We start from the raw sequence: 22,690 nt of genomic DNA, 5'->3' as shown, positions 1-22,690 counted from the left end.
TGTTGGCGCCTGGGCTGACGAGCTGCTCGGCCTTTCCGTCCGGAGTGACCAGCGTCACGCCGCCATTGTTGAAGCTTCCGACATACAGCGTGCCGTTCTTGGTCGAGGTCACGCTTTCCGGAAAGCTCTTGTCGGGAACGCGGACGGGAGACGTTTCGGCGCGCGCTGCTGTGGTGCAGGCTGCGCCGAGCAGTGCTGCTAGTGCGGCCGCGGCAAGCATGCGCGCGTGGGTCTTGGACAGATCTCCCTGGTATTCTTTTCTCATGATTTTGAATCCCTTGATCGGGTTGAAAGTGGCAATGCCTTCGGCCGATCATCACCGGCTATCGGTTCGCTGCACCCGCGGGGCGGCTCACGAAAGATCGCGACCCATCGATCGCGATCCAGAGTTGGTCCGATCCCCGATCTTCGGAGCGCTGTATGGAAACTTCAAGGCGCGAGCCGGCAAAGTCCGGCTGCGCCGCCTCGAAAACGGGTCAGGCGGCATGCACCGGCGGGCCGGCGGCCTCCAGCGCAGCGACCTCGTCGTCGGTGAACACCCGGCTGCGGGTCAGGAACCGCACGCCCTCGGGCGCCTCGACCGAAAAGCCGGAGCCGCGGCCGGGCACGACGTCGATGATGAGCTGAGTGTGCCGCCAATATTCGAATTGCGCGGCGCCGATGTAGAACTCGCAGCCGGCGATGCTGCCCAGAAGCACGTCCTGCGGACCGGTCCGGAAATCGCCGACCGGGTAGCACATCGGTGCCGAGCCGTCGCAGCAGCCTCCGGACTGGTGGAACATGAGCGCGCCGTGCTGCGCCCTCAGCCGCGCCACGATCTCGGCGGCCTTGTCGGTGATCTCTACCCGGTTGATCATGCTTTACCTCCGTCCAAGCGGTTGCCGATGCGAGGTAAAACCCGCACCGGCTCCGCGCGGCCTGCGCCTCAGAAGAAGCCGAGCGGCTTGGTCGAGTAGCTGACCAGCATGTTCTTGGTCTGCTGATAGTGGTCCAGCATCATCTTGTGGGTCTCGCGCCCGATGCCGGACTGCTTGTAGCCGCCGAACGCCGCATGCGCGGGATAGGCGTGGTAGCAGTTGGTCCAGACCCGGCCCGCCTGGACGGCGCGGCCGAACCGGTAGGCGCGGTTGATGTTGCGGGTCCAGACGCCGGCGCCGAGCCCGTAAAGCGTGTCGTTGGCGATCGAAAGCGCGTCATCCTCGTCCTTGAATGTCGTGACCGAGACCACGGGTCCGAAAATCTCCTCCTGGAAGATGCGCATGCGGTTGTTGCCCTCGAAAATGGTCGGCTCGACGTAATAGCCTTCGGCGAGCTCGCCCTCCATGCTCGCGCGCTTGCCGCCGGTCAGAACCTTGGCGCCTTCCTGCCTGCCGATGTCGAGATAGGACAGGATCTTCTCGAGCTGATCGTTGGAAGCCTGCGCACCGATCATGGTGGAGGCGTCGAGCGGGTGGCCCTGCTTGATCTTCTTGGTGCGGGCGACCGCCTTCTCCATGAACTTGTCATAGATCGTCTCTTGCACCAAGACGCGGCTCGGGCAGGTGCAGACCTCGCCCTGGTTCAGCGCGAACATCGCGAAACCTTCCAGCGCCTTGTCGAGGAAGTCGTCATCGGCCTGCGCGACGTCGGCGAAGAAGATGTTCGGCGACTTGCCGCCGAGCTCCAGCGTCACCGGGATGATGTTGTCGGACGCATATTGCATGATCATGCGCCCCGTCGTGGTCTCGCCGGTGAAGGCGATTTTTGCAATCCGCTTGTTCTGCGCGAGCGGCTTGCCGGCTTCGATGCCGAAGCCGTTGACGACGTTGACGACGCCGGGCGGCAGGATGTCGGCGATCAGCTCCATCACGGCGAGGATGCCGAGCGGCGTCTGCTCGGCCGGCTTCAGCACCACGCAATTGCCGGCGGCGAGCGCCGGCGCGAGCTTCCAGGTCGCCATCAGGATCGGGAAGTTCCACGGGATGATCTGGCCGACGACGCCGAGCGGCTCGTGGAAATGATAGGCGATGGTGTCGTGATCGATCTCGGAGAGGGTGCCTTCCTGGGCGCGTACGACGCCCGCGAAATAGCGCCAATGGTCGACCACCAGCGGCATGTCGGCATGCGTGGTCTCGCGGATCGGCTTGCCGTTGTCGAGCGTCTCGATCAGCGCGAGCAGGTCGAGATTGGCCTCGATCTTGTCGGCGACCTTGTTGAGCAGACGCGAGCGCTCCTGGACCGACGTCCGTCCCCAGGCCTCCCTGGCCTTGTGGGCGGCATCCAGCGCCAGCTCGATGTCGGCTGCGGTGGAGCGCGGAATCTGGCACAGCCGCTTGCCGGTGATCGGGCTCGGATTGTCGAAATACTTGCCTTCGACCGGCGCAACCCACTTGCCGCCGATGAAATTGTCGTAGCGGTCGCGGATCAGAAGCTCTTTGGAAACCTTGTCCAAGGCCTGTTGATACATGTCATCTCCTCCAGGATGAGCCGGCGCCTTCTCGGCGTCCGGGCGGCTGTTTCAAGGAACAGGATTCGCCTCCCGCATCCATCGTCCCGACAAACGCGGACGCGCCACGAACAGGCAGGGCTTGAGGGGGATGGATTCGCGTCATGCTCGGATGACTCCCGGCGAAGCCGGCGGGCAGTCTGCGCCCGCGACGGGGCCCGCGTCAACGTTATATTCAAACAAATATCGCGCCTCCGGCGATTGAATTCGGCTGGACCGGTGAGGACGAATGCGGTTCAAGGTAGGTAGATGCCCGAGAGTTGATGTGCGATCTCAAGCTTGCGCTGTGATGGAGTTCGGGAGATGACGCGCAACAAGCTGGAAGCTGGAACGTCCGCCCCTTACTCGCAACACTATCGATGCGCCTGCTGCGACGGTGTCATCGAGATTGGCGCGGACCGTGACGTCGCGATCGGACTGAGCCTTCCCCTCGGACTCGTTTCGGACGAGTGCGCGCTGATCTGCAATGGCTGCACCGCGAGGCTGATCGCGGCGCGGCAGGCGCAGAAGTCGACGGCGCGCGGCGCTTGACCGTCGTCAGGCGCTGCGGCTGGTGCGGTTCGGCATGCCGCCGGCCGCGACGATGTCAGCGCTGAGCTGCTCGATCGTGGTGCGATGTCGCATCGCGGTCTGCCGGATCAGCGCGAAGGCGTCCTCCTCGGACAGCGCATGATCACGCATCATGCGCAGCACCGCGGCGAACACGACGCGGCGCGAGCGGATGCGGTCCTCGAGCTTCTCGACATGGGAGAGCTCTTCGAGCCGCCGCTGATGCGCGTCGAAGGCGACCACCAGCGCCGTATAGAGTCCCGCCGAGCGCAGCGGTTTCACCAGGAAGGACGCCGGCCTGAGGTCGAGCAGCCATTTCAGCCGGCTCGGGGTCTCGGTCCCGACCAGCGCAATGATCGGCGCATCGCGCCAGGCCGGCGCGGGATCGGACTTGATCGGCATGCCGTCGGCATCCAGCACGATCACGTCGAAGGGCTCAGGCGGCAGCAGCGTCTGTCCGGGTTCGATCTCCGCGACCGACATTCCCAGGCGATGAAGCTGGCGGCGGAGAAGCGCGATCTCGCGCTCGTCCTTCATGATCATGAGGGCGCGGCGGCCGCGGACGGAGAAAGGCGAGGGTCTATTCATTTGATGACACGCAAGTGGGAGGGACGCTTGCCGATCGCGTCGCTGTCTTCGGTCTTGCGCGCGATCGAGCCCAGATCGAGATTGGACAGGTAGGGGTCGGGCCGCTGCGGCGTGTCGGCCTCCCAGAATATCCGGAATTGACAGCCCGCGACGGAGCGCGCCAGCCGGGGCGTCAGGAAGCAGTGATTGTTGTCGGGATCGACCCAGACCGGGCCTTGCGGTGAGTCATAGCGGTGATTGGCCGCGGCTCGCCGCACCGCAGCGACGTCGGCCGAGCCCGCGCGGTCGATCGCACGCGCGAGCAGCATCACGCAGACATAGGTCGACAGCGCGTCGACCGAGACGTGGCTGTCCGCGCCGTGACGGGCCTTCCAGCGTGCGACGAAGGCGCTGTTCTCGGGACCTTCGACGCTTTCGAAATAGGCCGATGAGGTGACGCATCCGACGGATGCGGCGGAGCCGATCAGCGCGAGCTCGGGCTCGCACAGGCTGCAGCTCAGCACCGGAATCGAGAGGCCGGCGCGCATCGAGGCTTCATGCAGCGCGCGCATGAAGACGTAGCTGGATTCCCCGACCAGCGTGTTGAAGATCGCCGGCGGCCGGCGCTCGATGATCTCGGCGACGATATGATCGACGCCGGTCTCGCCGAGCTCCAGGAGCCGCTCGGCGAGAATGCGGCCGCCCGCGCTGGTGACGATGTCGCGCAGCACGCGGTTGCTCTCCCAGGTCCAGACATAATTGGAGCCGGCGCAGAATACCGCGTTCGCCATGTGATCGAGCATGTGCCGCGCCAGCGGCACCACCGTGTGGTTCGGCGCCGCGCCGACATAGATGACGTTGTCGCTGGTCTCGAAACCCTCGTAGCGCGCGGGATGCCAGAGCAGACGCTCGGTGCGCTCGACGATCGGGATCACCTGCTTGCGCGAAGCCGACGTGTAGCAGCCGACGATGTGCTGCACCTGCTCGGTGCGGATCAGGTCGTCGCAGGCGGTGTGATAGGCGGCGACGATGCCGCGGGGATCGCGCAAATGCGGCGCGAACTGGAAATCGAACGCGGTGCTCTGGTTGACCTCGTCGACCGCCATCAGCGCGCTCTTCTCCATCTCGCGCGCCATCATGGCGTAGGGGCCCGAGCGGGAGAAGACGAGGCCCAGGGGGATCGAGGGCTTTTTCATGCAGAACCCGGCAATGGCATCAGCTCATCTCACCGCAAGTGCGCCGGCCTGTCACCACCCATCATCGTTTTGCACTGCGTGCGTTTTGAGCGACGCCAGCTCAAAAAAGGGGCCGGCCTCTGATTGACAAGGCCGGCGCGGCTAAGACACAATCATTTGGAACCAAGAATACGTGCAAGACGAAGGCTTTTCCGCAGCCGACGCCGTCTGAGCGAAGAGCTACTTCGTTTCGTCCTGCCACGTCGACCGACACGACCTTCGATAGTACGGCATTGCAGCCATTCGCGGCCTCTTTCGGCCACGGGTGGCTTTTTGCGTTTGTGCGCTTGAGTTTTGTGCACGTGCGCGCGTGCACTTCGCGTGCGATATGGGGAGAACATCATGGCCGTCCGCCTTCCAACCCTGGAGCAGATCGATCAGCTTGGCTCTGAGTTCGGACTGGTGCTGACGGCGGACGAGCTTGCCGCGTTCCAGCAGGCCTTCAAGGGCTCGCTGGCGTCGTACAGCCGGCTCGATGAACTGGTCGCGCCGGCACTGTCACAGGTGACGCCGCGTGCGCCGGGCTACCGTCCGCCCGCGTCCGAGAATCCACATGGCGCCTGGTATTGGAAGACGGACATCAGGAAGCCCGGCGCCGACGGGCTGTTGAGCGGCAAGAAGGTCGCGATCAAGGACAACATCTGTGTCGCCGGCGTACCCATGATGAACGGCTCGGCGCTGCTCGAAGGCTATGTGCCGGAGATGGATGCGACCGTGGTGACGCGCATCCTCGACGCCGGAGGCGCCATCGCCGGCAAGGCGGCCTGCGAGGATCTCTGCTTCTCCGGCGCGAGCCACACCTGCGCCACCGGCGCGATCCGCAATCCGCACAATCCGGCCCACAGCGCCGGCGGCTCCTCGGGCGGGAGCGCGGCGCTGGTGGCGGCCGGCGAGGTGCCGATGGCACTCGGCGGCGACCAGGGCGGATCGATCCGCACGCCCTCGAGCTGGTGCGGCGTCTATGGCCTGAAGCCGACCTGGGGCCTGGTGCCGACCACCGGCTCGATGCCGATCAGCTATTCGGTCGACCATTGCGGCCCGATGTGCGCCAGCGTCGAGGACGTCGCGCGGCTGCTCTCCGTGATCGCCGGTCATGACGGCTGGGACACCCGCACCATCGCGGCACGAACCGGCGACTACATGGGCGCTCTGCAGCAGCCGGCGAGGGGGCTGCGCATCGCCGTGCTGCGTGAAGGTTTCGGCCATCCGGAGAGCGATGCCGCGGTGAGCGAGACGGTGCGGCAGACGGCCTCGGCGCTCGCCAGGGCTGGCGTCGAAAGCGCCGAAATCTCGGTGCCATGGCACCTCGACGGGCCGCATGTCTGGAGTGGCATCATTCTTGAAGGTGCGGCCGAGATGATGCTCAAGGGATACGGTGTCGGCAACAATGTGCAGGGCTACTACCCCGTTTCGATGCAGGAGGCGCTCGCGCGCGGCATGGGAACGCGGATCAACGACGTCTCGCCGACCGTGAAGCTCGTCCTGATGCTCGGCGAATACCTGCATCGCAACTATCACGGGCGGTATCATTCGAAGGCGCAGAACCTGCGTGTGCTGCTGCGTCGCGCCTACGACGAGGCGCTGGAGAAATTCGACGCGATCGCCATGCCGACCATTCCGTTCACGGCGACGCCGATCCCGCCGGCCGACGCGCCGCTCGGGACCCAGATCGACACCGCGCTCAACATGCAGGCCAATACCTGCTCATTCGACGTCTCCGGACATCCCGCCTTCACCGTGCCTTGCGGGCGGGTCAATGGTCTGCCGGTCGGGTTGATGCTGGTCGGCAGGCATTTCGACGAGCCGACCCTGATCCGGCTCGCCGCAGCGATCGAGGCCGGCGGCGACTGGAAGTCGAACTAGGCATCCTGACACATGAAGCGTAGCGTGGACTGGCTTCTCGGAGGGAGGAAATCACGATGATCACGGATCCCTGGCTGAAGACCTCCATCATGGCCAGGCGCGGTCTCGCCAAGGGCGAGGCGGGCAGGCACCACGCATTGTCGATCGAGGCGCAGGGGGCGTTTCATTACGTGTACGGGCCCTATGCCAAGCCTGTGCTGACGGTGGCGCCGGGCGACGTCGTTGCGGTCGAGACGGAAGATGCCTTTGGCGGCGTCATCACCAGCGAGCAGGACAAGCCGACCGAGAAACTCAACTTTCCCTTCCTCAATCCGCAATGCGGGCCGATCGCGGTTGACGGCGTCGAGAAGGGCGACGTCCTGGCGGTGCTGATCCATGCGGTCGAGACGCGCGGCGCCCAGCCGGCCGGCACGACCTGCATCATTCCCGAATTTGGCGGGCTCGTCGGCACCGCGTCGACCGCCATGCTCAATCCGCCGCTGCCGGAGCGCGTGCGCAAGGTCCATGTCGACACCAGCGGCGTGCGCTGGAGCGACAAGATCACGCTGCCTTACCAGCCCTTCATCGGCACCATCGGCATATCGCCGCAGATCGAGGCGATCTCCTCGCTGCAGCCCGACTATCACGGCGGCAACATGGACCTGCCGGACGTCGCACCCGGCGCCATCCTCTATTTCCCCGTGCACACCAAGGGCGCATTGCTCTATGTCGGCGACTGCCACGCCGCGCAGGGCGACGGCGAATTGTCAGGCGTCGCGATCGAGCAGCGCGCCACCGTGACCTTGCAGGTCGACGTCATCAAGGGCTGGAGCTTCGCCTGGCCGCGGCTCGAGACCGCGGACTTCATCATGACCATCGGCAGCGCGCGGCCGCTCGAGGATGCGGCGCGCATCGCCTATCGCGAATTGACGCGCTGGATGAGCGGCGAATACGGCTTCGACGAGATCGACGCCTACATGTTGCTGAGCCAGGCCGGTCGCATGCGGCTCGGCAACATGGTCGATCCGAAATACACGATGGGCGCATCCATCCTGAAGAAGTACCTGGTTGCATAATTCGAAGATCAAAGGTTGAGGAGAGGGACGGCAATGATGATGAACCGCAGAAAGTTCCTGCAAAGCACGGCTGCCGGCGCTGCCGCCGGCCTGGTTTCTTCCAGCGCATTTGCGGCGGAAGAGCCGATCAACGTGGCCGGCATCCACGATCTCTCCGGCGGGCTCGACATCTACGGCAAGCCGATGGTCGATGCCCTGACCTTGGCGGTCGAGGAGGCCAACGCGGCCGGCGGCCTGCTCGGGCGCCAGATCAAGCTGATCAATTACGATCCGCAGTCGAACATGCAGCTCTATACCCAGTTCGCGCAGCAAGCCGCGCTGAAGGACAAGGTCGCAGTCGTCCATGGCGGCATCACCTCGGCCTCGCGCGAGGTGATCCGGCCGGTGCTCGACAAGTTCAAGACGCTCTACTTCTACAACACGCAGTATGAGGGCGGCGTCTGCGACCGCGACCAGTTCGATACCGGCGTCACGCCGGCACAGACGGTCGAGAAGCTCGTGCCCTACGCGATGAAGAAGTGGGGCAAGAAGGTCTATGTCATCGCGGCCGACTACAATTACGGCCAGATCACCTCGCAATGGGTGAAGAAGTACGTGCTCGAAAACGGCGGCGAGGTGCCGTCGATCGATTTTTTCCCGCTCGACGTCACCAATTTCGGCCCGACCATTTCCAAGATCCAGGCGGCGAAGCCGGATTTCGTGTGGTCGGCGCTGGTCGGCGGCGCGCACATCTCGTTCTACCGGCAATGGGCCGCGGCGGGCATGCGCAAGAGCATCCCGATGGCCTCGACCACCTTCGCGGTCGGCAACGAGCACATCGTGTTGTCGCCGGAGGAGTGTGACGGCATGCTGGTCTGCTACAATTATTTCCAGGACCTTAAGAACCCCGTCAACGAGACCTTCGTGAAGAGCTTCCACAAGCGCTTCGGCGAGGACTATCCGAACATCACCGAGCTGGCGATGGGCACCTATCAGGGCTTCCGGCTGTGGGCGGAGGCGGTCAAGAAAGCCGGCAGCGTCGATCGGCTCAAGGTGATCGAGGCGCTGGAGACCGGTATCAGCATCGACGCGCCGTCCGGCAAGGTCACGATCGACCCGCCGACGCATCACTGCGTGCTCGACGTGCACATCGCCGAGGTCGCCGACAAGAAGCTCAAGGTGCTGGAGGATTTCGCGCAGCAGAAGCCGGCGGACACGGCGGCGGTCTGCAACCTGATCAAGAACCCGAACGACAACCAGCAGTATGTGATCAAGATTTGAGGGCTGAGGTGTGATCGTTCTTGAGTGAGGCGGCATTTCCGCTCGCTCAGTTTCACCTCTCCCCGTTCTTCACAGGGAGAGGTCGAAGCCGAAGGCTTCGGGTGAGGGCTCTCTCCGCGAACTGAGCTCGTGGAGGCAGCCCCTCATCCCAGCCCTCTCCCCGTGAAGAACGGGGCGAGGGAGCATGCTTCCGATGCGGTGACAGCTCGACCCGGTCTCATCGCGACTTGAAGAAAGGTGAACGTGGATCTCGTTGCGCTCCTGGCCATCCAGGTCCTTTACGCAGTCGCCAGCCTGGCGCTGATCAGCGTCGGGCTGGCCATCATCTTCGGCATGATGCGGGTCATCAACCTCGCTCATGGCGAGTTTCTGATGCTCGGCGGCTACGCCGCGATCGTCGCCACCAGCCACGGCGTCAACCTCTGGATCGCGATGCTGGTTGTGGCGCCGATCGTCGTCGGCCTGATTGGTGTCGTCGTCGAGCGCGCCATCATCCGCTTCCTCTATGGCCGCATGATCGATACCATGCTGGCGACCTGGGGCCTGAGCCTGTTCCTGGTCGGCCTCACCACCGCGATCTTCGGCAACACCACGGTCGGCATCTCGGCGCCGCTCGGCAGCTTCGAGATCGGGACCTACCGCACCAGCACCTACACCCTGTTCGTGATCGCGGTCGCCATCGTCGTGCTGGCGGCGATCTTCGCCACGCTGCGCTGGACGCGGCTCGGCCTGATCGCGCGCGGCACCATGCAGAACGCCGACATGGCGGCCGCGCTCGGCGTCAACCCGCCGCGGGTCTATGCCGTCACGTTCGGCATCGGCGCTGCGCTGACCGGACTTGCGGGGGCGGTGCTGGCGCCGGTGTCCGGCGTGTTCCCGACCATCGGGGTCGCCTATGTCGCAAAATCCTTCATCACGGTGATCGGCGGCGGCGCGGCAATCCTGAGCGGCACGGTGTCGGCCTCCGCGCTGTTCGGCGCAATCAACCAGATCGCCACCTTCGTCACCACGCCGGTGTTCGGCGAGGTCGCGCTGCTGGCGGCCGCGATCGTGCTGATCCGCCTGCTGCCGCAGGGCATCACCGGCCGCTTTTTCCGGAGAGGGCTGTGAACCAGCGCTGGCTCAACATTCTCGGCCTCGCGCTGGTCGCAGTCATCGGCATCGCGTTCATGATCCTGACGCCGCGCTTTGCCGAGCTCGACACCGTGCTCGAGCTCACCGTCTACATGGTGATGGCGGTCCTCGCGCTCAGCCTGGCGCTGATCTGGGGCTATGGCGGCATTCTCTGCTTCGGCCAGTCGGCCTTCTTCGGGCTCGGCGCCTACGCTTACGCGATCGCGATGTTCAACATCGGCGAGAGCACGGTGCCGGTGCTGCTCGCCATAATCCTGCCGGCTGCCTTTGCCGCGCTGCTCGGCTACTTCATGTTCTACGGCCGGATCAGCGACGTCTATCTCGGCGTCATCACGCTGACGGTGACGCTGATCCTGTTCAACGCCATCAATTCCACCGCAGGGCCCGAATTCCATATCGGCACCGCGCGGCTCGGCGGCTTCAACGGCATTCCCGGCATTCCGCCGCTGAACTGGCCCGGCGACAGGACCGCGGCGGTCGACCTCGAAGGCATGTTCTATCTCGCCGCGGGATCGGTGCTCGTCACCTATTTCGGCCTGCGGCTCTTGCTGGCGAGCCGGTTCGGCCGCATCATCGTCGGCATCCGCGAGAACGAGCGGCGCGCCGAGCTGCTCGGCTACGACCCGCGCGCCTACAAGCTCGCCACCTTCACCATCGGCGGCGCGCTCGCCGGCTTTGCGGGCTGCCTGTTCGCCAACTGGGGCAGCTTCGTCAGCCCGACCATCTTCGGCCTGTCGCAATCGGCGCAGATCATCATCTGGGTCATCGTCGGCGGCCGCGGCACGCTGATCGGTCCGATCGTCGGCTGCATCGGCATCCAGTGGCTCTCCACCGCGCTCGGCGCCAATCAACCCACGGGCACGGACTGGTGGGCGAAAATATTCGCCAATGCACCGCTCATCCTCGGCGTCATCCTGATCGCCTTCGTGCTGCTGGTACCGAAGGGACTGGTGCCGACACTCGGCGATCTCGGCGGCTGGCTGCTCGGGCTGCGCGGCCGGCGCGGGGCAGAGCGCGAGCGTTTCGAACCGGAAGCGGCGGAGTAGTCACGATGGCGCCGCTGTTGCAGACCCGTGATCTCAGCAAACACTTCGGCGGCGTCCACGCCGTGCGCAACGTCAACTTCACCCTCGACGAGGGTGAACTGCGCTGCCTGATCGGACCGAACGGCGCCGGCAAGAGCACCTTCTTCAAGATGCTGACCGGCCAGCTCGAACCGAGCCAGGGCCAGGTGCTGTTCCGCGGCCAGGACATCTCCAGCGCCCACGCGCACCAGATTGCGCGGCTCGGCATCGGCATCAAGACCCAGGTACCGAACGTGTTCGACGGCCTTTCCGTGCGCGAGAATGTCTGGCTCGCCGCGAGCCGGCTGCATCGCGGCGAAAAGGCCAGGCGCCTGGTGGACGAGATGCTGGAGCGCATCGGCCTGACGCAGGTGGCGGGCCGGCTGGTCGGCCAGCTCGCCCATGGCCAGCGGCAATGGGTCGAGCTCGGACTGGTGCTGTCGACCGACCCGGAACTGATCCTGCTCGACGAGCCGGCCGCCGGCATGACCCATGAGGAGGTGAACAAGACCGCGGAGCTCGTGCGCGAGATCAACCGCACCAAGGCCCTGATCGTGGTCGAGCATGACATGCAGTTCATCCGCATGATCGCCAAGAAGGTCACGGTGTTCAACCAGGGCAGCGTGCTGGTGGAGGACCAGGTGGAGAACATCATGCGCAACCCGCTGGTGCGCGACATCTATCTCGGCAAGCAGGCGGCCGCGGCATGATGCTCGATGTCCAGGGACTGCGCACCGCCTACGGTCGTATCCCGATCCTGAACGGCATCAGCTTCGCCGTCGGCGAGGGCGAGTTCGTCGGTATCCTCGGCCACAACGGCATGGGCAAGACCACGCTATTGAAAGCGCTGATGGGGTTCCTCCCCGCCACCGGCGGCCGCGTCCGCCTGGAGCAGGACGACATCACAGCGGCCGAGCCGTATCGCCGCGCGCGGCTCGGACTCGGCTATGTGCCGCAGGGCCGCGAGATCTTTCCGCAACTCACGGTGCTCGACAATCTGCGCATGGGCTGCAGCAAGCAGCAGAGCGGCGCCGAGCGGGAGACTATCGAGGCCGTGCTCGAGGAATTTCCCCGCCTGAAGCGCCTGCTCGACCGCACCGGCGGCGCGCTGTCGGGCGGCGAGCAGCAATTGCTCGCGATCGCGCGCTGCCTCTGCGGCAAGCCGCGCCTCGTGCTGCTCGACGAGCCGACCGAGGGAATCCAGCCCTCGATCATCGACGAGATCGTGGAAACCTTGCAGCGCCTGCGTGGCAGGAGCGGCTTGACCATGATCCTGGTCGAGCAGAACCTCGATTTCATCGCGGCCCTCTCGCAGCGGATCCTGATCATCCAGAAGGGCACGATTACCCGCGAGGTGCAGCCGGACGAACTCCATGATGCGAGCCTCGTCGGCGAATTCATCGGCATCACCACGTAAGGTCCGCCGTCAAGCGGGCGCGTCAAACAGGGAGACCAGGCCATGGCAGTCAGACGACCAACCCTCGATCAGTTGCGCGGCGTTGCCGCGGACCTCGGCATGACCATGAGCGATGCTGAGCTGAAATCCTACGATGCGCTGATGCAGGCGAACTACCTCGCCTATGACGCCGTCGACGCCATGGCCGACTATGTGCCGGCGGTGAAATATCCGCGCACGCCGGGCTATCGCCCGGAGGGCGAGGAGAACAAGTACAACGCCTGGTACGTCAAGACCGAGATCAAGGGCGCGCCAAGCGGCAAGCTCGCCGGCAAGAAGATCGCGCTCAAGGACAATGTCAACCTCGCCGGCGTGCCGATGATGAACGGCGCCTCGACGCTCGAAGGCTATACGCCGGAGACCGACGCCACCATCGTGACCCGCATCCTCGATGCCGGCGGCACCATCGTCGGCAAGACCCATTGCGAATATTTCTGCTTCTCCGGCGGCAGCCACACCTGCGCGGCCGGCCCTGTGCACAATCCCCACAAGATGGGCTATTCGGCCGGCGGCTCGTCCTCGGGCAGCGCAGTCGTGGTGGCGACCGGCGAGGCCGATATGGCGATCGGTGGCGACCAGGGCGGATCGATCCGCATTCCTTCGGCGTTCAGCGGCACCTACGGCATGAAGGGCACCTATGGTCTCGTGCCCTATACCGGGGTGATGCCGATCGAGCTCACCATCGACCACACCGGCCCGATGACGCGCAACGTGCGCGACAATGCGCTGCTGCTCGAGGTGCTGGCCGGCGCCGACGGTCTCGATCCCAGGCAAGGCACGCCGAAAGTGTCGAGCTATACCGAGGCGCTGGGTGGCAGCGTCAAGGGATTGCGGATCGGCGTGGTGAAGGAGGGCTTTGGTCATCCGAGTTCGGAGGCCGACGTCGATGCCAAGGTCAAGGCGGGCGCGGAACTCTTTCGCAAGCTCGGCGCGACCGTGGACGAGATCTCGGTGCCGATGCACCTGGTCGCGCCCGCGATCTGGCTGCCGATCGCCGCCGAAGGCGCCACCGAGTTCATGATGAAGGGCAATGGCATGGGCACCAACTGGCGCGGTCTCTACAGCGTGACGCTGCTCGATGCCCATTCTGGGTGGAGGCACCGGGCCGACGAGCTCTCCGACAGCCTCAAGATCACGATGCTGCTGGGGCAGTATTTCTCCAAGCATTATCGCGGTCACTTCTACGCCAAGGCGCAGAACCTGAACCGCAAGCTGCGCGCCGCCTATGACGCAGCGCTCGCCAGTTACGATCTGCTGCTGATGCCGACCCTGCCGATGAAGGCGACGCCGATCCCGCCCGCGGACGCGCCGCGCGAGCTCTACATCCAGCGCGCGTTCGAGATGGTGCCGAACACCGCGCCGTTCAATGCGAGCGGCCATCCGGCGATGAGCATCCCCTGTGGCATGAGCGACGGGTTGCCGATCGGGTTGATGCTGATCGGCAAGTATTACGACGAGCCGACGATCTATCGCGCCGCCGCGGCGTTCGAAAGTGCGGGCGACTGGACCAAGATGTAGTTGTTGTTCGCGCGGCCGGCTGTTCACAAAGACCGGCCGCAGACCTGATGGAGGCAGGGATGGATCTCAAGCTCGAGGGGAAGAACGTGCTCGTGACCGGCGGCAGCAAGGGCATCGGACGTGCGATCGCCGAGATGTTTGCCGCCGAGGGTGCCAATGTTTCGATCTGCGCGCGTAACGCCGAGGAGGTCGCGGGCACCGTCAAATCGCTGGCCGCGAAGGGCGTCAAGGCGTCCGGCAAGGCGATCGACGTCGCCGATGCGGCGGCGCTGCAAGGCTGGGTTGAAGGTGCTGCGGCCGAGCTTGGCGGCATCGACTGCATCGTCTGCAATGTCAGCGCGCTCGCCGTCGGCGACACCCCGGAGACCTGGGACAAGTCGTTCCGCACCGACATGATGCACACCGTGAACGCGATCGCCGCCGCGGAGCCTTACCTCGAGAAATCGACGTCGGCGTCGGCGATCGTCATCTCAAGCGTCTCCGGCTTCGAGGTCGATTTCGCCGCCGGCTCCTATGGTGCGATCAAGGGCGCGCTGATCCACTATGCGAAAGGGCTCGCCCACAAGCTCGTCGGCAAGGGCATCCGCGTCAACTGCGTGTCGCCGGGCAATACCTATTTCGAAGGCGGCATCTGGGAGAACATCGAGAACGGCAATCCCGACCTGTTCAAGATGGCGATGTCGCTCAATCCGACGGCGAGGATGGGAACGGCCGAGGAGGTCGCGGCCGGAGTGGTGTTCCTGGCGAGCCCGCTGGCGAGCCGCATCTCCGGCACCAATCTCGTCATCGACGGAGCGTTGACGAAGGCAGTCTAGCGATGGTGCCAACCCACGCCGAAGCAAAGTCGCTCCATTCGGCGTGGGCATGGTTTTGTCAAATCATCACGCAGGCGGCATGCCTGCACGCAACCATCGGTACCGGGTTGCATGACGCCGCGGTCTCGCACAAGGCAGATTCACCCAATAAGCAACTTCCCAATTCAATCCTTTCGGTAATAAGTTTTGCGGGATCGGCCGGCAGCAACCGCCGATGGTGCGGAGCGATTTGGCTGATCATGGCATTGGAAGACAATACCGGGAACTGGCGCGTCGGCGTCCTGTTTTCGCAGACCGGCGTGACATCGGCGATCGAGCGGTCCCAGCTCAATGCGACCCTGCTCGCGATCGAGGAGATCAATGCCGGCGGCGGCGTGTTGGGCCGCGCGGTCGAGCCGGTCATGTACGACCCCGTCTCAGACCACAAGAAGTTCCGCGCCTTCGCCGAGCGCCTGTTCCAGGTCGACCGCATCCGGCTCCTGTTCGGCTGCTACATGTCGAGCACGCGCAAGGCCGTGCTGCCGGTCGTCGAGGCCCACCGCGGGCTGCTGTTCTATCCGACGCTCTACGAGGGATTCGAATATTCCCGCCACTGCATCTATACGGGCGCGGCTCCCAACCAGAACTCGCTGCAGCTCGCGCGGTTCTTGCTGTCGGCTTATGGCAACCGGTTCCTGTTCGTCGGCTCGAACTACATCTATCCCTACGAGTCGAACCGCGTCATGGGCGACTTCGTCTCGCAGGGAAAGGGCAAGGTCCTCGACGAGCTCTATATTCCGCTCTATCCCAATGCGAAGGATTTCGAGCGCACCATCGACCGCATCAGGAAGACCTCGCCCGACGTGATCTTCTCGACCGTGGTCGGCAGCGGCACCTCGACGCTCTACCGCGCCTATCGGGAGGCGGGCTTCGACCCCACCCGCATGCCGATCGCAAGCCTCACCACCAGCGAGGCCGAGGTCGCCGAAATGGGGCCCGAAGCGGCGGAAGGGCACATCACCGCCGCGCCGTTTTTCGAGACGCTGTCGTCGCCGGCCGCCCGGCGCTTCGTCGCGAGCTTCAAGGAAAAATACGGCGCCGACGCGCCGGTCACGGCCGGCGCCGAGGCCTCCTATTTCCAGTTCCACCTCGCGATGCGCGCGATCGCGAAATGCGGGACCGATGATCCGGAGCAGGTCCTGGTGAACCTGCGCGATTCCGAGTTCGATGCGCCGCAGGGACGGGTGCGGATCGATCCGGAAAACAACCATACCTATCTCTGGCCGCGGATTGCGCGACTGGATCGGCACGGCCGGTTTCAGACCGTCTGGAATCCGGGGGTACGGGTCCGGCCGGACCCGTATTGCGTCGTCCAGAGCCTGGACGACTGGTCCGTCGACGACCTGCAGCTGCATCCGTGAGCACCTCGCGACGGAGTATCGGGCGTGGCGATCCAGATCCTTCGTGACATGCGGGGCCTGCGGGTGCATGTCGTGCACCCGCCGGACCCCGAGCGTACCCAGCTCGTCGAGCATCTTCGCCGCATCGGCTGCATGGTCGAGACGCAATGGCCGGTCCCCGAGTGCTGGGCGGAAGGGGCCGACATCGTGCTGCTCGCGATCGAGCACGACGAGCGCGCGCAAATCCAGCGCCTGTTGAAATCAGACGCGACGCACCGGCCCACGCTGATCGCCGTGGTCAGCTACGAGGATCCCTCGACACTCCAGCTCGTGCTGGAAGCCGGCGCGGTCGCGGTGATCGAGCGGCCGATCCGTCCCTTCGGGCTGCTCACCAACATCACGATCGCGCGCAGCCTCTGGCTGGAGCGCCGCGAGGCCGACAAGCGCGTGCGCAAGCTGGAGCGCAAGCTCGCCGGCATCCAGCGCATCCAGAAGGCCAAGGTGATCCTGATGAACGGACAGGGCCTGAACGAGGCAGATGCCTATGAAAGCATCCGTCGACAGGCGATGGCCAAGCGCTTGTCGATGGACGACATGGCAGCTGCTATCATCCACGCAAATGAGCTGTTGCAATACAGACCCAAAGATGATTAGCTTTTCACTGTTGCGGGCATAGTACTCGCAACATTTTGCCAGACCATCGATGTTGCTGGTCCGGCGTGGCTAGGTAAGCCCGAAAGATCCGCGAGGGTCTGTCGGGCTTTTTTGTTTTGCGGGTCTTTGGTCGCCGCCGACGCGAGATGCGTTTTCGGGGATGGACTCGGTCTGGGAAATTTTCGGTGACGGAACAACGCGCTTCGGCGCGAACGGGTTGGTGCGCCCGTTGCAAGTCGGAAAAGTGGGAAAAGTGGGAGCGGAGTAATGGCGGTGGATAGGCGCAGTTTTCTGAAGAGCGGGTTGTTGGCAGGCGGCACGGTGATCACCTCACCCTGGGTGTTCTCCACGGGCGCGCGGGCGGCAGGCGAGATCAAGGTCGGCGTTCTCTTCTCGCTGACCGGCGGCCTCTCGATCATCGAGAAATCGCTGCACGACGCGACGATGATGGCGATCAGCGAGATCAATGCCGCGGGCGGCGTCAAGGGCATGAAGATCGCGGCGGTCGCCGAGGACGGCGCGTCCGATCCGAAGACCTACAACGAGAAGGCCTCCAAGCTCGTCATCCAGGACAAGGTGCCGACCGTGTTCGGCTCCTACACCTCGGCGAGCCGCAAGGCGGTGCTGCCGGTGTTCGAGAAGCGCAACAACCTCTATTTCTATCCGACCTATTACGAAGGCTTCGAGTGCTCCAAGAACGTCGTCTATACCGGCGCCGTACCGAACCAGCAGCTCTCGAACTTCATCCCCTGGATCATCAAGACGCTCGGCAAGAAGAAGTTCTTCATCGTCGGATCGAACTACATCTATCCGCGCGAGATGGCGAAGGTCTCCAAGATCCTGATCGAGAAGAACGGCGGCGAATGGATCGCCGACGAATATCTCGAGCTCGGCCATTCCGAATGGGGTTCGATGGTCAACAAGATCAAGGGCTCGGGCTGCGACGTCGTCCTGTCCAACGTGGTCGGCGATTCCGTCGTCGCGTTCTATCGCGAGTACAAGAACCAGGGCCTGACCCACGACAAGCTGCCGATCTGCGCCACCGTGACCTCGGAGATCGAGATCGCGGCGATGGGCGCGGAATACGCGGTCGGCAGCTATACCTCGTTCCCGTATTTCCAGGCGATCGACACCGACATCAACAAGGCCTTCGTCGACCGCTACCGTGCCTTCGTCAAGGACCCGAAGGCGGTGACGCATCACGCGCTGGAATCCTCCTACTTCCAGGTCTTCCTGTGGAAGCAGGCGGTGGAGAAGGCGGCCGAGATCACCCCGGTCGCGATCCGCGAGGCGGTGAAGGGGCAGGAGTTCGATGCGCCGAACGGCCACGTGAAGATCGAGGCGGAGAACCTGCACACCTATCTCACCCCTCGCATCGCGCAATGGCTCCCGGACGGACAGGGCAAGATCATCGACGCCTACAAGGAGCCGATCATGCCGCTGCCCTATGTCGCCTATGGCGAGACCCCGACCAACCTGTTCTGCACCTCGAAGGGGCTCGAGACCTCCAAGCTCAACAAGACCTGATCGGCTGAAAAGGTCATCCGCCGCGCCTTGCCGCGCGGTGGATGTCGAGGTGGTGTGATGCTCGAGGTTCTCTTCATCGGTCTCAGCCTGGGCTCGATCCTGCTTCTGGTCGCGCTCGGGCTTGCGATCACCTATGGCGCCATGGGCGTGATCAACATGGCGCATGGCGAGATGGTGATGGTCGGCGCCTACGTGACGGTGCTGTCGGGCATCTATCTCCATACCAACATCTTCGTCGCCATTCCGCTCGCCTTCATCGTCACCGCGCTGCTCGGGCTCCTGATCGAGCGCGTGGTGGTGCGCAGGCTCTACGGCCGGCTGCTCGACACGCTGCTCGCGACCTGGGGCATCGCGATCCTGATCCAGCAGGCGGTGCGGCTGGAATTCGGCCTGTCCTTTTTCGGCATCCACATCCAGGGATTGGGACCCGGCCTTCAGAACGTCAGCGTGCCCGAGGTGCTGCAGGGCACCTTCACGATCGCTGGCGCCGACCTCAACCGCTACCGCGCCTTCATCATCCTGGTGACGGTGATCCTGTCGCTTCTCACCTGGTTCATCGTCTACCGCACCACCATGGGCACCCAGGTCCGTGCCATCATCCGCAATCCGAAGATGGCGGCGGCCTGCGGCATCGACGTGACGAGAGTCAACGCGCTGACCTTCGCGCTGGGGTCCGGGCTTGCCGGCGTGGCCGGGGTGATGATGTCCGGCTTCAAGACCGTGTTCCCCGACATGGGCACGCCGATGGTGGTCGACGGCTTCCTCGTCGTCGTGATGGGCGGCGTCGGCAGCCTCCTGGGCTCGGTGTTCTCCGCGGGCATTCTCGGCGAGATCAATGGGCTGGTCGCCGCCGCCACCAACGACATTCTCGCCCGCGCCGTGGTGTTCGGCGTCGTGATCGCGATCATCGTGCTCAAGCCCAAGGGCCTGTTCGCCCTGAAAGGCCGTTGAAATGAGTTCGAAGCGGCCAATCGACTGGGCGCTGTATGCGGTGTTCGTGGTGCTGATCATGCTGGCGCCGCTGGTCATGGATTCGTTCTGGCTCAACCGCGTCGCCAAATATCTCGTCTACGGCATGCTCGGCGCCGCGATCGCGCTGTCGTGGGGCTATGCCGGCATCCTGAATCTGGGGCAGGGGCTGTTCTTCGGCGCCGGCGCCTACATGCTCGCGATGTCGCTGAAGCTCGCGAGCCAGACCAGCCTGCAGCAGGGCTCGGACAAGCCGGTGCCGGACTTCATGCTGTGGAACGCCGAGCCCGGCGCGCCGACCGAGCTCTGCTGCATCAACAAGGCCTCGTTCCTGTGGCTGCCGTTCCAGAGCCAATGGTTCGGCGTCGCAATGGGCCTGGTCCTGCCGGTCGCGCTCGCCGGCATCCTGGGCACCATCGTGTTCCGCAAGCGCATCTCCGGCGTGTTCGTGTCCATCATCACGCTGGCGCTGGTGCTCCTGGTGCGGCTCGTGGTGATCGACGCCCAGCCGATCACCAACGGCTTCAATGGGCTCACCGATCTCGGCTGGTTCAAGGTCGGCGATCTCGAATTCGACCCCTATGTCGTGCCCACCTATTATCTCGTCGCGGTGTCGCTGAGCCTCGTGCTGGTCAGCGCGCGGCTGCTGGTGGAAACGCGGGCGGGGATCATCCTGCAGGCCGTCCGCGACGACCAGAACCGCGCGCGTTATCTCGGCTTCGACGTGCCGTCCTATCAGACCTTCTTCTTCGCGGTGTCGGCGGCGATCGCAGGCTTTGCCGGCATGCTTTATGTGATCGTCTCCGAATTCGCCTCCCCGACCTTCATGGACCTCACCTTCTCGATCACCATGGTGGTGTGGGCGGCGGTCGGTGGACGGTCGTCGATCCTGGGCGCCTGCATCGGCGCCATCCTGATCAATGTGATCTCGGCGACCGTCAGCGAGACCGAAGGCTTTGCCGAGGCCTGGAAGGCGGTGATCGGACTGATCTTCGTGCTGGTCGTGCTCTATCTGCCGCGGGGACTGGGCGGCCTCGCTCATGATCTCGTCGACCGTTTCGTGGTGCGAAAGCGCGGCGGAGGCGAGCGGGCGCTGCGTGTGACCAGCACCTCCTCTCAGGCGGCGGAGTAGCGCAATGGCCGACACAGCTCTCACCATCGACGGCCTGAGCGTGGATTTCGAGGGCTTCAAGGCCGTCAACGGCGTCACCATGACGGTCGACGAAGGCGAGCTGCGGGTGCTGCTCGGCGCCAATGGCGCCGGCAAGACCACGCTGATGGACCTGATCTCGGGCAAGACCAAATCGACCAGCGGCCGCGTGTTCCTGCATGACACCGAGATTACCAATTGGGAGGAGCACAAGATCGCGCGCGCCGGGGTGGGACGCAAATTCCAGATCCCGAGCGTGTTCAAGGAGCTCACGGTCCGCCGCAACCTCGAGGTCGCAAGCTGCAGGAAGCCCGGCGTGTTCGCCAACCTGCGCTTCGGCTTCGGCGCGGACGCAAAACGAACCGTCGACCAGGTGCTGGAGCTGATCGGACTGACCGAGGAGCAGAACCAGGTCGCCGCCTATCTCAGCCATGGCCAGACCCAGTGGCTCGAATTGGGCCTGCTGATCACGCAGAATCCAAAGATCATCCTGCTGGACGAGCCGACCGCCGGCATGACGCAGGCGGAGACGCACAAGACCTCCGTCATCGTCAACAACCTGAAGGGCCGCCACACCATCGTGGTGGTCGAGCATGACATGGCGTTCGTCCGCGAGATCGCCGAGCGCATCACCGTCCTGCATCTCGGCCAGGTGCTGGCCGAAGGGGATGTCAGAGAGATCGAGACCAACCCGAAGGTCCGCGAAGCCTATCTCGGCACCAAGGGGATCCTGTGATGCTGGCGTTCTCTCATGTCGACAGCTTCTATGACCGCAGCCACATCCTGCATGACGTGTGTCTCGACGTGCCGGAGGGAAAGGTGACGGCCGTGGTCGGCCGCAACGGGACCGGCAAGACGACGCTGTTGAAGACGCTGATGGGACTGACCGACCGGATGGACGGCGAGATCCGCCTCGACGAGGCCGATCTCGGTCGCCAGCCGACCTTCCGGCGGGCGCGCTCCGGTATCGCCTATGTGCCGCAGGGCCGCGAGATCATCCCGGATTTCACCATCCGCGAGAACATCCTGATGGGCTCGTTCGCGCGCACCGACGGCAAGCGCGAAATTCCGCCGCTGGTGGCCGAACTGTTTCCCTATCTGATCCAGAATCTCGACCGCAACGGCGGCGTGCTGTCCGGCGGCCAGCAGCAGCAACTCGCGATCGCCCGCGCGCTCGCCGCCGAGCCGAAGATCATCCTGCTCGACGAGCCGAACGAGGGCATCCAGCCCTCGATCGTCGAGGAGATCGAGCACGTGATCATCCGTCTGAACCGGGAGGTCGGGCTGACGGTGATCCTGGTCGAGCAGAACGTGACGTTCGTGCGCCAGGCCGCCCACAGATTCGCGATGATGGAGAAGGGGCGGGTGGTCGCGTCGGGCGAGATCGAGGACCTCAGCGACGCGCTGGTCCATCGTCACATGGCGGTGTGATGCGAGGCGTCGGGAGCAACGGTGCGGTGGCGATGCACCGGCGATTATGGATGAGCAAGCTGCAAGGAGAGCGATAATGCTGCACGGAGATATTTCTTCCAGTCAGGACACGGTTGGCGTCGCCGTCGTGAACTACAAGATGCCGCGCCTTCACACCAAGGCGGAGGTGCTCGACAACGCACGCAAGATCGCCGACATGATCGTCGGCATGAAGACCGGCCTTCCGGGCATGGACCTCGTGATCTTCCCGGAATATTCGACCCACGGCATCATGTACGACTCCAAGGAGATGTACGAGACCGCGTCCGTCGTGCCCGGTGACGAGACCGAGATCTTCGCCGAGGCCTGCCGCAAGGCCAAGGTCTGGGGCGTGTTCTCGTTGACCGGCGAACGCCACGAGGAGCACCCGAAGAAGGCGCCCTACAACACCCTGATCCTGATGAACGACAAGGGCGAGATCGTGCAGAAGTACCGCAAGATCATGCCCTGGGTGCCGATCGAGGGCTGGTATCCCGGCAATTGCACCTATGTCTCCGAGGGCCCGAAGGGGATGAAGGTCAGCCTGATCATCTGCGATGA

Annotated in this window: 22 protein-coding genes and 1 pseudogene; 18 read left to right on the top strand and 5 right to left on the bottom strand. The window is 64.4% G+C overall.

Features of this window, described 5'->3' with window-relative positions:
- From JOY90_RS17600 to adh, 3 genes and pseudogenes are all read right to left on the bottom strand, one after another.
- Positions 1-265 (bottom strand): annotated as a pseudogene (locus JOY90_RS17600) (hypothetical protein); the annotation flags it as partial.
- Between the two features lie 211 nt (positions 266-476).
- Positions 477-857, bottom strand: a complete 381-nt coding sequence (locus tag JOY90_RS17595; protein WP_291692390.1) for a DUF779 domain-containing protein — start codon at positions 855-857, stop codon at positions 477-479.
- A 68-nt stretch (positions 858-925) separates the two neighbouring features.
- A complete protein-coding gene (gene adh / locus JOY90_RS17590; RefSeq protein ID WP_291692389.1) occupies positions 926-2,446 on the bottom strand; it encodes an aldehyde dehydrogenase in 1,521 nt (506 codons plus the stop codon).
- Between the two features lie 342 nt (positions 2,447-2,788).
- Here adh and JOY90_RS17585 point away from each other — a divergent pair, with 342 nt between their 5' ends.
- Positions 2,789-3,016, top strand: coding sequence for a hypothetical protein (locus JOY90_RS17585; RefSeq protein ID WP_291692388.1), 228 nt, complete (start codon positions 2,789-2,791; stop codon positions 3,014-3,016).
- Between the two features lie 6 nt (positions 3,017-3,022).
- On the opposite strand, the gene JOY90_RS17580 is transcribed toward JOY90_RS17585, so the two are convergent.
- Positions 3,023-3,571, bottom strand: coding sequence for an ANTAR domain-containing response regulator (locus tag JOY90_RS17580; RefSeq protein WP_291692387.1), 549 nt, complete (start codon positions 3,569-3,571; stop codon positions 3,023-3,025).
- Positions 3,572-3,618: 47 nt separating this feature from the next.
- Entirely contained in the window at positions 3,619-4,797 is a 1,179-nt protein-coding gene (locus JOY90_RS17575) for a transporter substrate-binding domain-containing protein (protein WP_291692386.1), read from the bottom strand.
- Between the two features lie 381 nt (positions 4,798-5,178).
- Between JOY90_RS17575 and JOY90_RS17570 the strand changes: the two genes are divergently transcribed.
- The 17 genes from JOY90_RS17570 to JOY90_RS17490 form a co-directional block, all read left to right on the top strand.
- Positions 5,179-6,699, top strand: coding sequence for an amidase (locus JOY90_RS17570; protein WP_291692385.1), 1,521 nt, complete (start codon positions 5,179-5,181; stop codon positions 6,697-6,699).
- Between the two features lie 56 nt (positions 6,700-6,755).
- Positions 6,756-7,754, top strand: a complete 999-nt coding sequence (locus tag JOY90_RS17565; RefSeq protein ID WP_291692384.1) for an acetamidase/formamidase family protein — start codon at positions 6,756-6,758, stop codon at positions 7,752-7,754.
- Between the two features lie 33 nt (positions 7,755-7,787).
- The gene (locus JOY90_RS17560) at positions 7,788-9,014 is read left to right on the top strand and encodes a transporter substrate-binding protein (RefSeq protein WP_291692383.1); all 1,227 of its coding nucleotides are present in this window, start codon (positions 7,788-7,790) and stop codon (positions 9,012-9,014) included.
- A 243-nt stretch (positions 9,015-9,257) separates the two neighbouring features.
- Positions 9,258-10,124 (top strand): branched-chain amino acid ABC transporter permease, encoded by an 867-nt coding sequence (locus JOY90_RS17555; RefSeq protein WP_291692382.1) that lies wholly within the window; start codon positions 9,258-9,260, stop codon positions 10,122-10,124.
- The gene (locus JOY90_RS17550) at positions 10,121-11,194 is read left to right on the top strand and encodes a branched-chain amino acid ABC transporter permease (protein WP_291692381.1); all 1,074 of its coding nucleotides are present in this window, start codon (positions 10,121-10,123) and stop codon (positions 11,192-11,194) included. Before JOY90_RS17555 ends, JOY90_RS17550 begins: the two co-directional genes overlap by 4 nt.
- 5 nt (positions 11,195-11,199) lie before the next feature.
- Complete coding sequence (locus tag JOY90_RS17545; RefSeq protein WP_291692380.1) at positions 11,200-11,922, top strand: ATP-binding cassette domain-containing protein; 723 nt, start codon at positions 11,200-11,202, stop codon at positions 11,920-11,922.
- Positions 11,919-12,629: an ABC transporter ATP-binding protein gene (locus JOY90_RS17540; RefSeq protein ID WP_291692379.1), complete on the top strand. Its 711-nt coding sequence runs from the start codon at positions 11,919-11,921 to the stop codon at positions 12,627-12,629. Before JOY90_RS17545 ends, JOY90_RS17540 begins: the two co-directional genes overlap by 4 nt.
- Positions 12,630-12,671: 42 nt before the next feature.
- The gene (locus JOY90_RS17535) at positions 12,672-14,186 is read left to right on the top strand and encodes an amidase (RefSeq protein ID WP_291692378.1); all 1,515 of its coding nucleotides are present in this window, start codon (positions 12,672-12,674) and stop codon (positions 14,184-14,186) included.
- Entirely contained in the window at positions 14,171-15,001 is an 831-nt protein-coding gene (locus tag JOY90_RS17530) for an SDR family oxidoreductase (protein ID WP_291692391.1), read from the top strand. Before JOY90_RS17535 ends, JOY90_RS17530 begins: the two co-directional genes overlap by 16 nt.
- Before the next feature lie 239 nt (positions 15,002-15,240).
- Positions 15,241-16,401 (top strand): transporter substrate-binding domain-containing protein, encoded by a 1,161-nt coding sequence (locus JOY90_RS17525; protein ID WP_291692377.1) that lies wholly within the window; start codon positions 15,241-15,243, stop codon positions 16,399-16,401.
- A gap of 24 nt (positions 16,402-16,425) precedes the next feature.
- Positions 16,426-17,034: an ANTAR domain-containing response regulator gene (locus tag JOY90_RS17520; protein WP_291692376.1), complete on the top strand. Its 609-nt coding sequence runs from the start codon at positions 16,426-16,428 to the stop codon at positions 17,032-17,034.
- A 267-nt stretch (positions 17,035-17,301) separates the two neighbouring features.
- Positions 17,302-18,561: an ABC transporter substrate-binding protein gene (locus tag JOY90_RS17515; RefSeq protein WP_291692375.1), complete on the top strand. Its 1,260-nt coding sequence runs from the start codon at positions 17,302-17,304 to the stop codon at positions 18,559-18,561.
- A gap of 57 nt (positions 18,562-18,618) precedes the next feature.
- Positions 18,619-19,512, top strand: coding sequence for an urea ABC transporter permease subunit UrtB (gene urtB, locus JOY90_RS17510; RefSeq protein ID WP_291692374.1), 894 nt, complete (start codon positions 18,619-18,621; stop codon positions 19,510-19,512).
- Between the two features lies 1 nt (position 19,513).
- Positions 19,514-20,662 carry an urea ABC transporter permease subunit UrtC gene (urtC, locus tag JOY90_RS17505; RefSeq protein WP_291692373.1) on the top strand — a complete coding sequence of 383 codons (1,149 nt, stop codon included), beginning with the start codon at positions 19,514-19,516 and terminating at the stop codon, positions 20,660-20,662.
- A 4-nt stretch (positions 20,663-20,666) separates the two neighbouring features.
- Positions 20,667-21,416: an urea ABC transporter ATP-binding protein UrtD gene (gene urtD, locus JOY90_RS17500; RefSeq protein ID WP_291692372.1), complete on the top strand. Its 750-nt coding sequence runs from the start codon at positions 20,667-20,669 to the stop codon at positions 21,414-21,416.
- Positions 21,416-22,111, top strand: a complete 696-nt coding sequence (gene urtE, locus JOY90_RS17495; protein ID WP_291692371.1) for an urea ABC transporter ATP-binding subunit UrtE — start codon at positions 21,416-21,418, stop codon at positions 22,109-22,111. Before urtD ends, urtE begins: the two co-directional genes overlap by 1 nt.
- Before the next feature lie 76 nt (positions 22,112-22,187).
- Positions 22,188-22,690 (top strand): nitrilase-related carbon-nitrogen hydrolase (locus JOY90_RS17490; RefSeq protein WP_291692370.1); only part of this gene is annotated, 503 nt, incomplete at its 3' end.

Origin of the sequence: Bradyrhizobium sp. (assembly GCF_019242285.1) — a bacterium.
In the GTDB taxonomy this organism is placed as follows: domain Bacteria; phylum Pseudomonadota; class Alphaproteobacteria; order Rhizobiales; family Xanthobacteraceae; genus Bradyrhizobium.
Note: the sequence above shows the minus strand (reverse complement) of the source record. Positions and strands in the feature narration are given on the sequence as shown.

Bases quoted from the DNA above. Each gene is read 5' to 3' on its own strand.
- JOY90_RS17595 (WP_291692390.1), bottom strand. From the start codon at position 857: ATGATCAACCGGGTAGAGATCACCGACAAGGCCGCCGAGATCGTGGCG.
- adh (WP_291692389.1), bottom strand. From the start codon at position 2,446: ATGTATCAACAGGCCTTGGACAAGGTTTCCAAAGAGCTTCTGATCCGC.
- JOY90_RS17585 (WP_291692388.1), top strand. From the start codon at position 2,789: ATGACGCGCAACAAGCTGGAAGCTGGAACGTCCGCCCCTTACTCGCAA.
- JOY90_RS17580 (WP_291692387.1), bottom strand. From the start codon at position 3,571: ATGAAGGACGAGCGCGAGATCGCGCTTCTCCGCCGCCAGCTTCATCGC.
- JOY90_RS17575 (WP_291692386.1), bottom strand. From the start codon at position 4,797: ATGAAAAAGCCCTCGATCCCCCTGGGCCTCGTCTTCTCCCGCTCGGGC.
- JOY90_RS17570 (WP_291692385.1), top strand. From the start codon at position 5,179: ATGGCCGTCCGCCTTCCAACCCTGGAGCAGATCGATCAGCTTGGCTCT.
- JOY90_RS17565 (WP_291692384.1), top strand. From the start codon at position 6,756: ATGATCACGGATCCCTGGCTGAAGACCTCCATCATGGCCAGGCGCGGT.
- JOY90_RS17560 (WP_291692383.1), top strand. From the start codon at position 7,788: ATGATGATGAACCGCAGAAAGTTCCTGCAAAGCACGGCTGCCGGCGCT.
- JOY90_RS17545 (WP_291692380.1), top strand. From the start codon at position 11,200: ATGGCGCCGCTGTTGCAGACCCGTGATCTCAGCAAACACTTCGGCGGC.
- JOY90_RS17540 (WP_291692379.1), top strand. From the start codon at position 11,919: ATGATGCTCGATGTCCAGGGACTGCGCACCGCCTACGGTCGTATCCCG.
- JOY90_RS17535 (WP_291692378.1), top strand. From the start codon at position 12,672: ATGGCAGTCAGACGACCAACCCTCGATCAGTTGCGCGGCGTTGCCGCG.
- JOY90_RS17525 (WP_291692377.1), top strand. From the start codon at position 15,241: ATGGCATTGGAAGACAATACCGGGAACTGGCGCGTCGGCGTCCTGTTT.
- JOY90_RS17515 (WP_291692375.1), top strand. From the start codon at position 17,302: ATGGCGGTGGATAGGCGCAGTTTTCTGAAGAGCGGGTTGTTGGCAGGC.
- urtB (WP_291692374.1), top strand. From the start codon at position 18,619: ATGCTCGAGGTTCTCTTCATCGGTCTCAGCCTGGGCTCGATCCTGCTT.
- urtC (WP_291692373.1), top strand. From the start codon at position 19,514: ATGAGTTCGAAGCGGCCAATCGACTGGGCGCTGTATGCGGTGTTCGTG.
- urtD (WP_291692372.1), top strand. From the start codon at position 20,667: ATGGCCGACACAGCTCTCACCATCGACGGCCTGAGCGTGGATTTCGAG.
- urtE (WP_291692371.1), top strand. From the start codon at position 21,416: ATGCTGGCGTTCTCTCATGTCGACAGCTTCTATGACCGCAGCCACATC.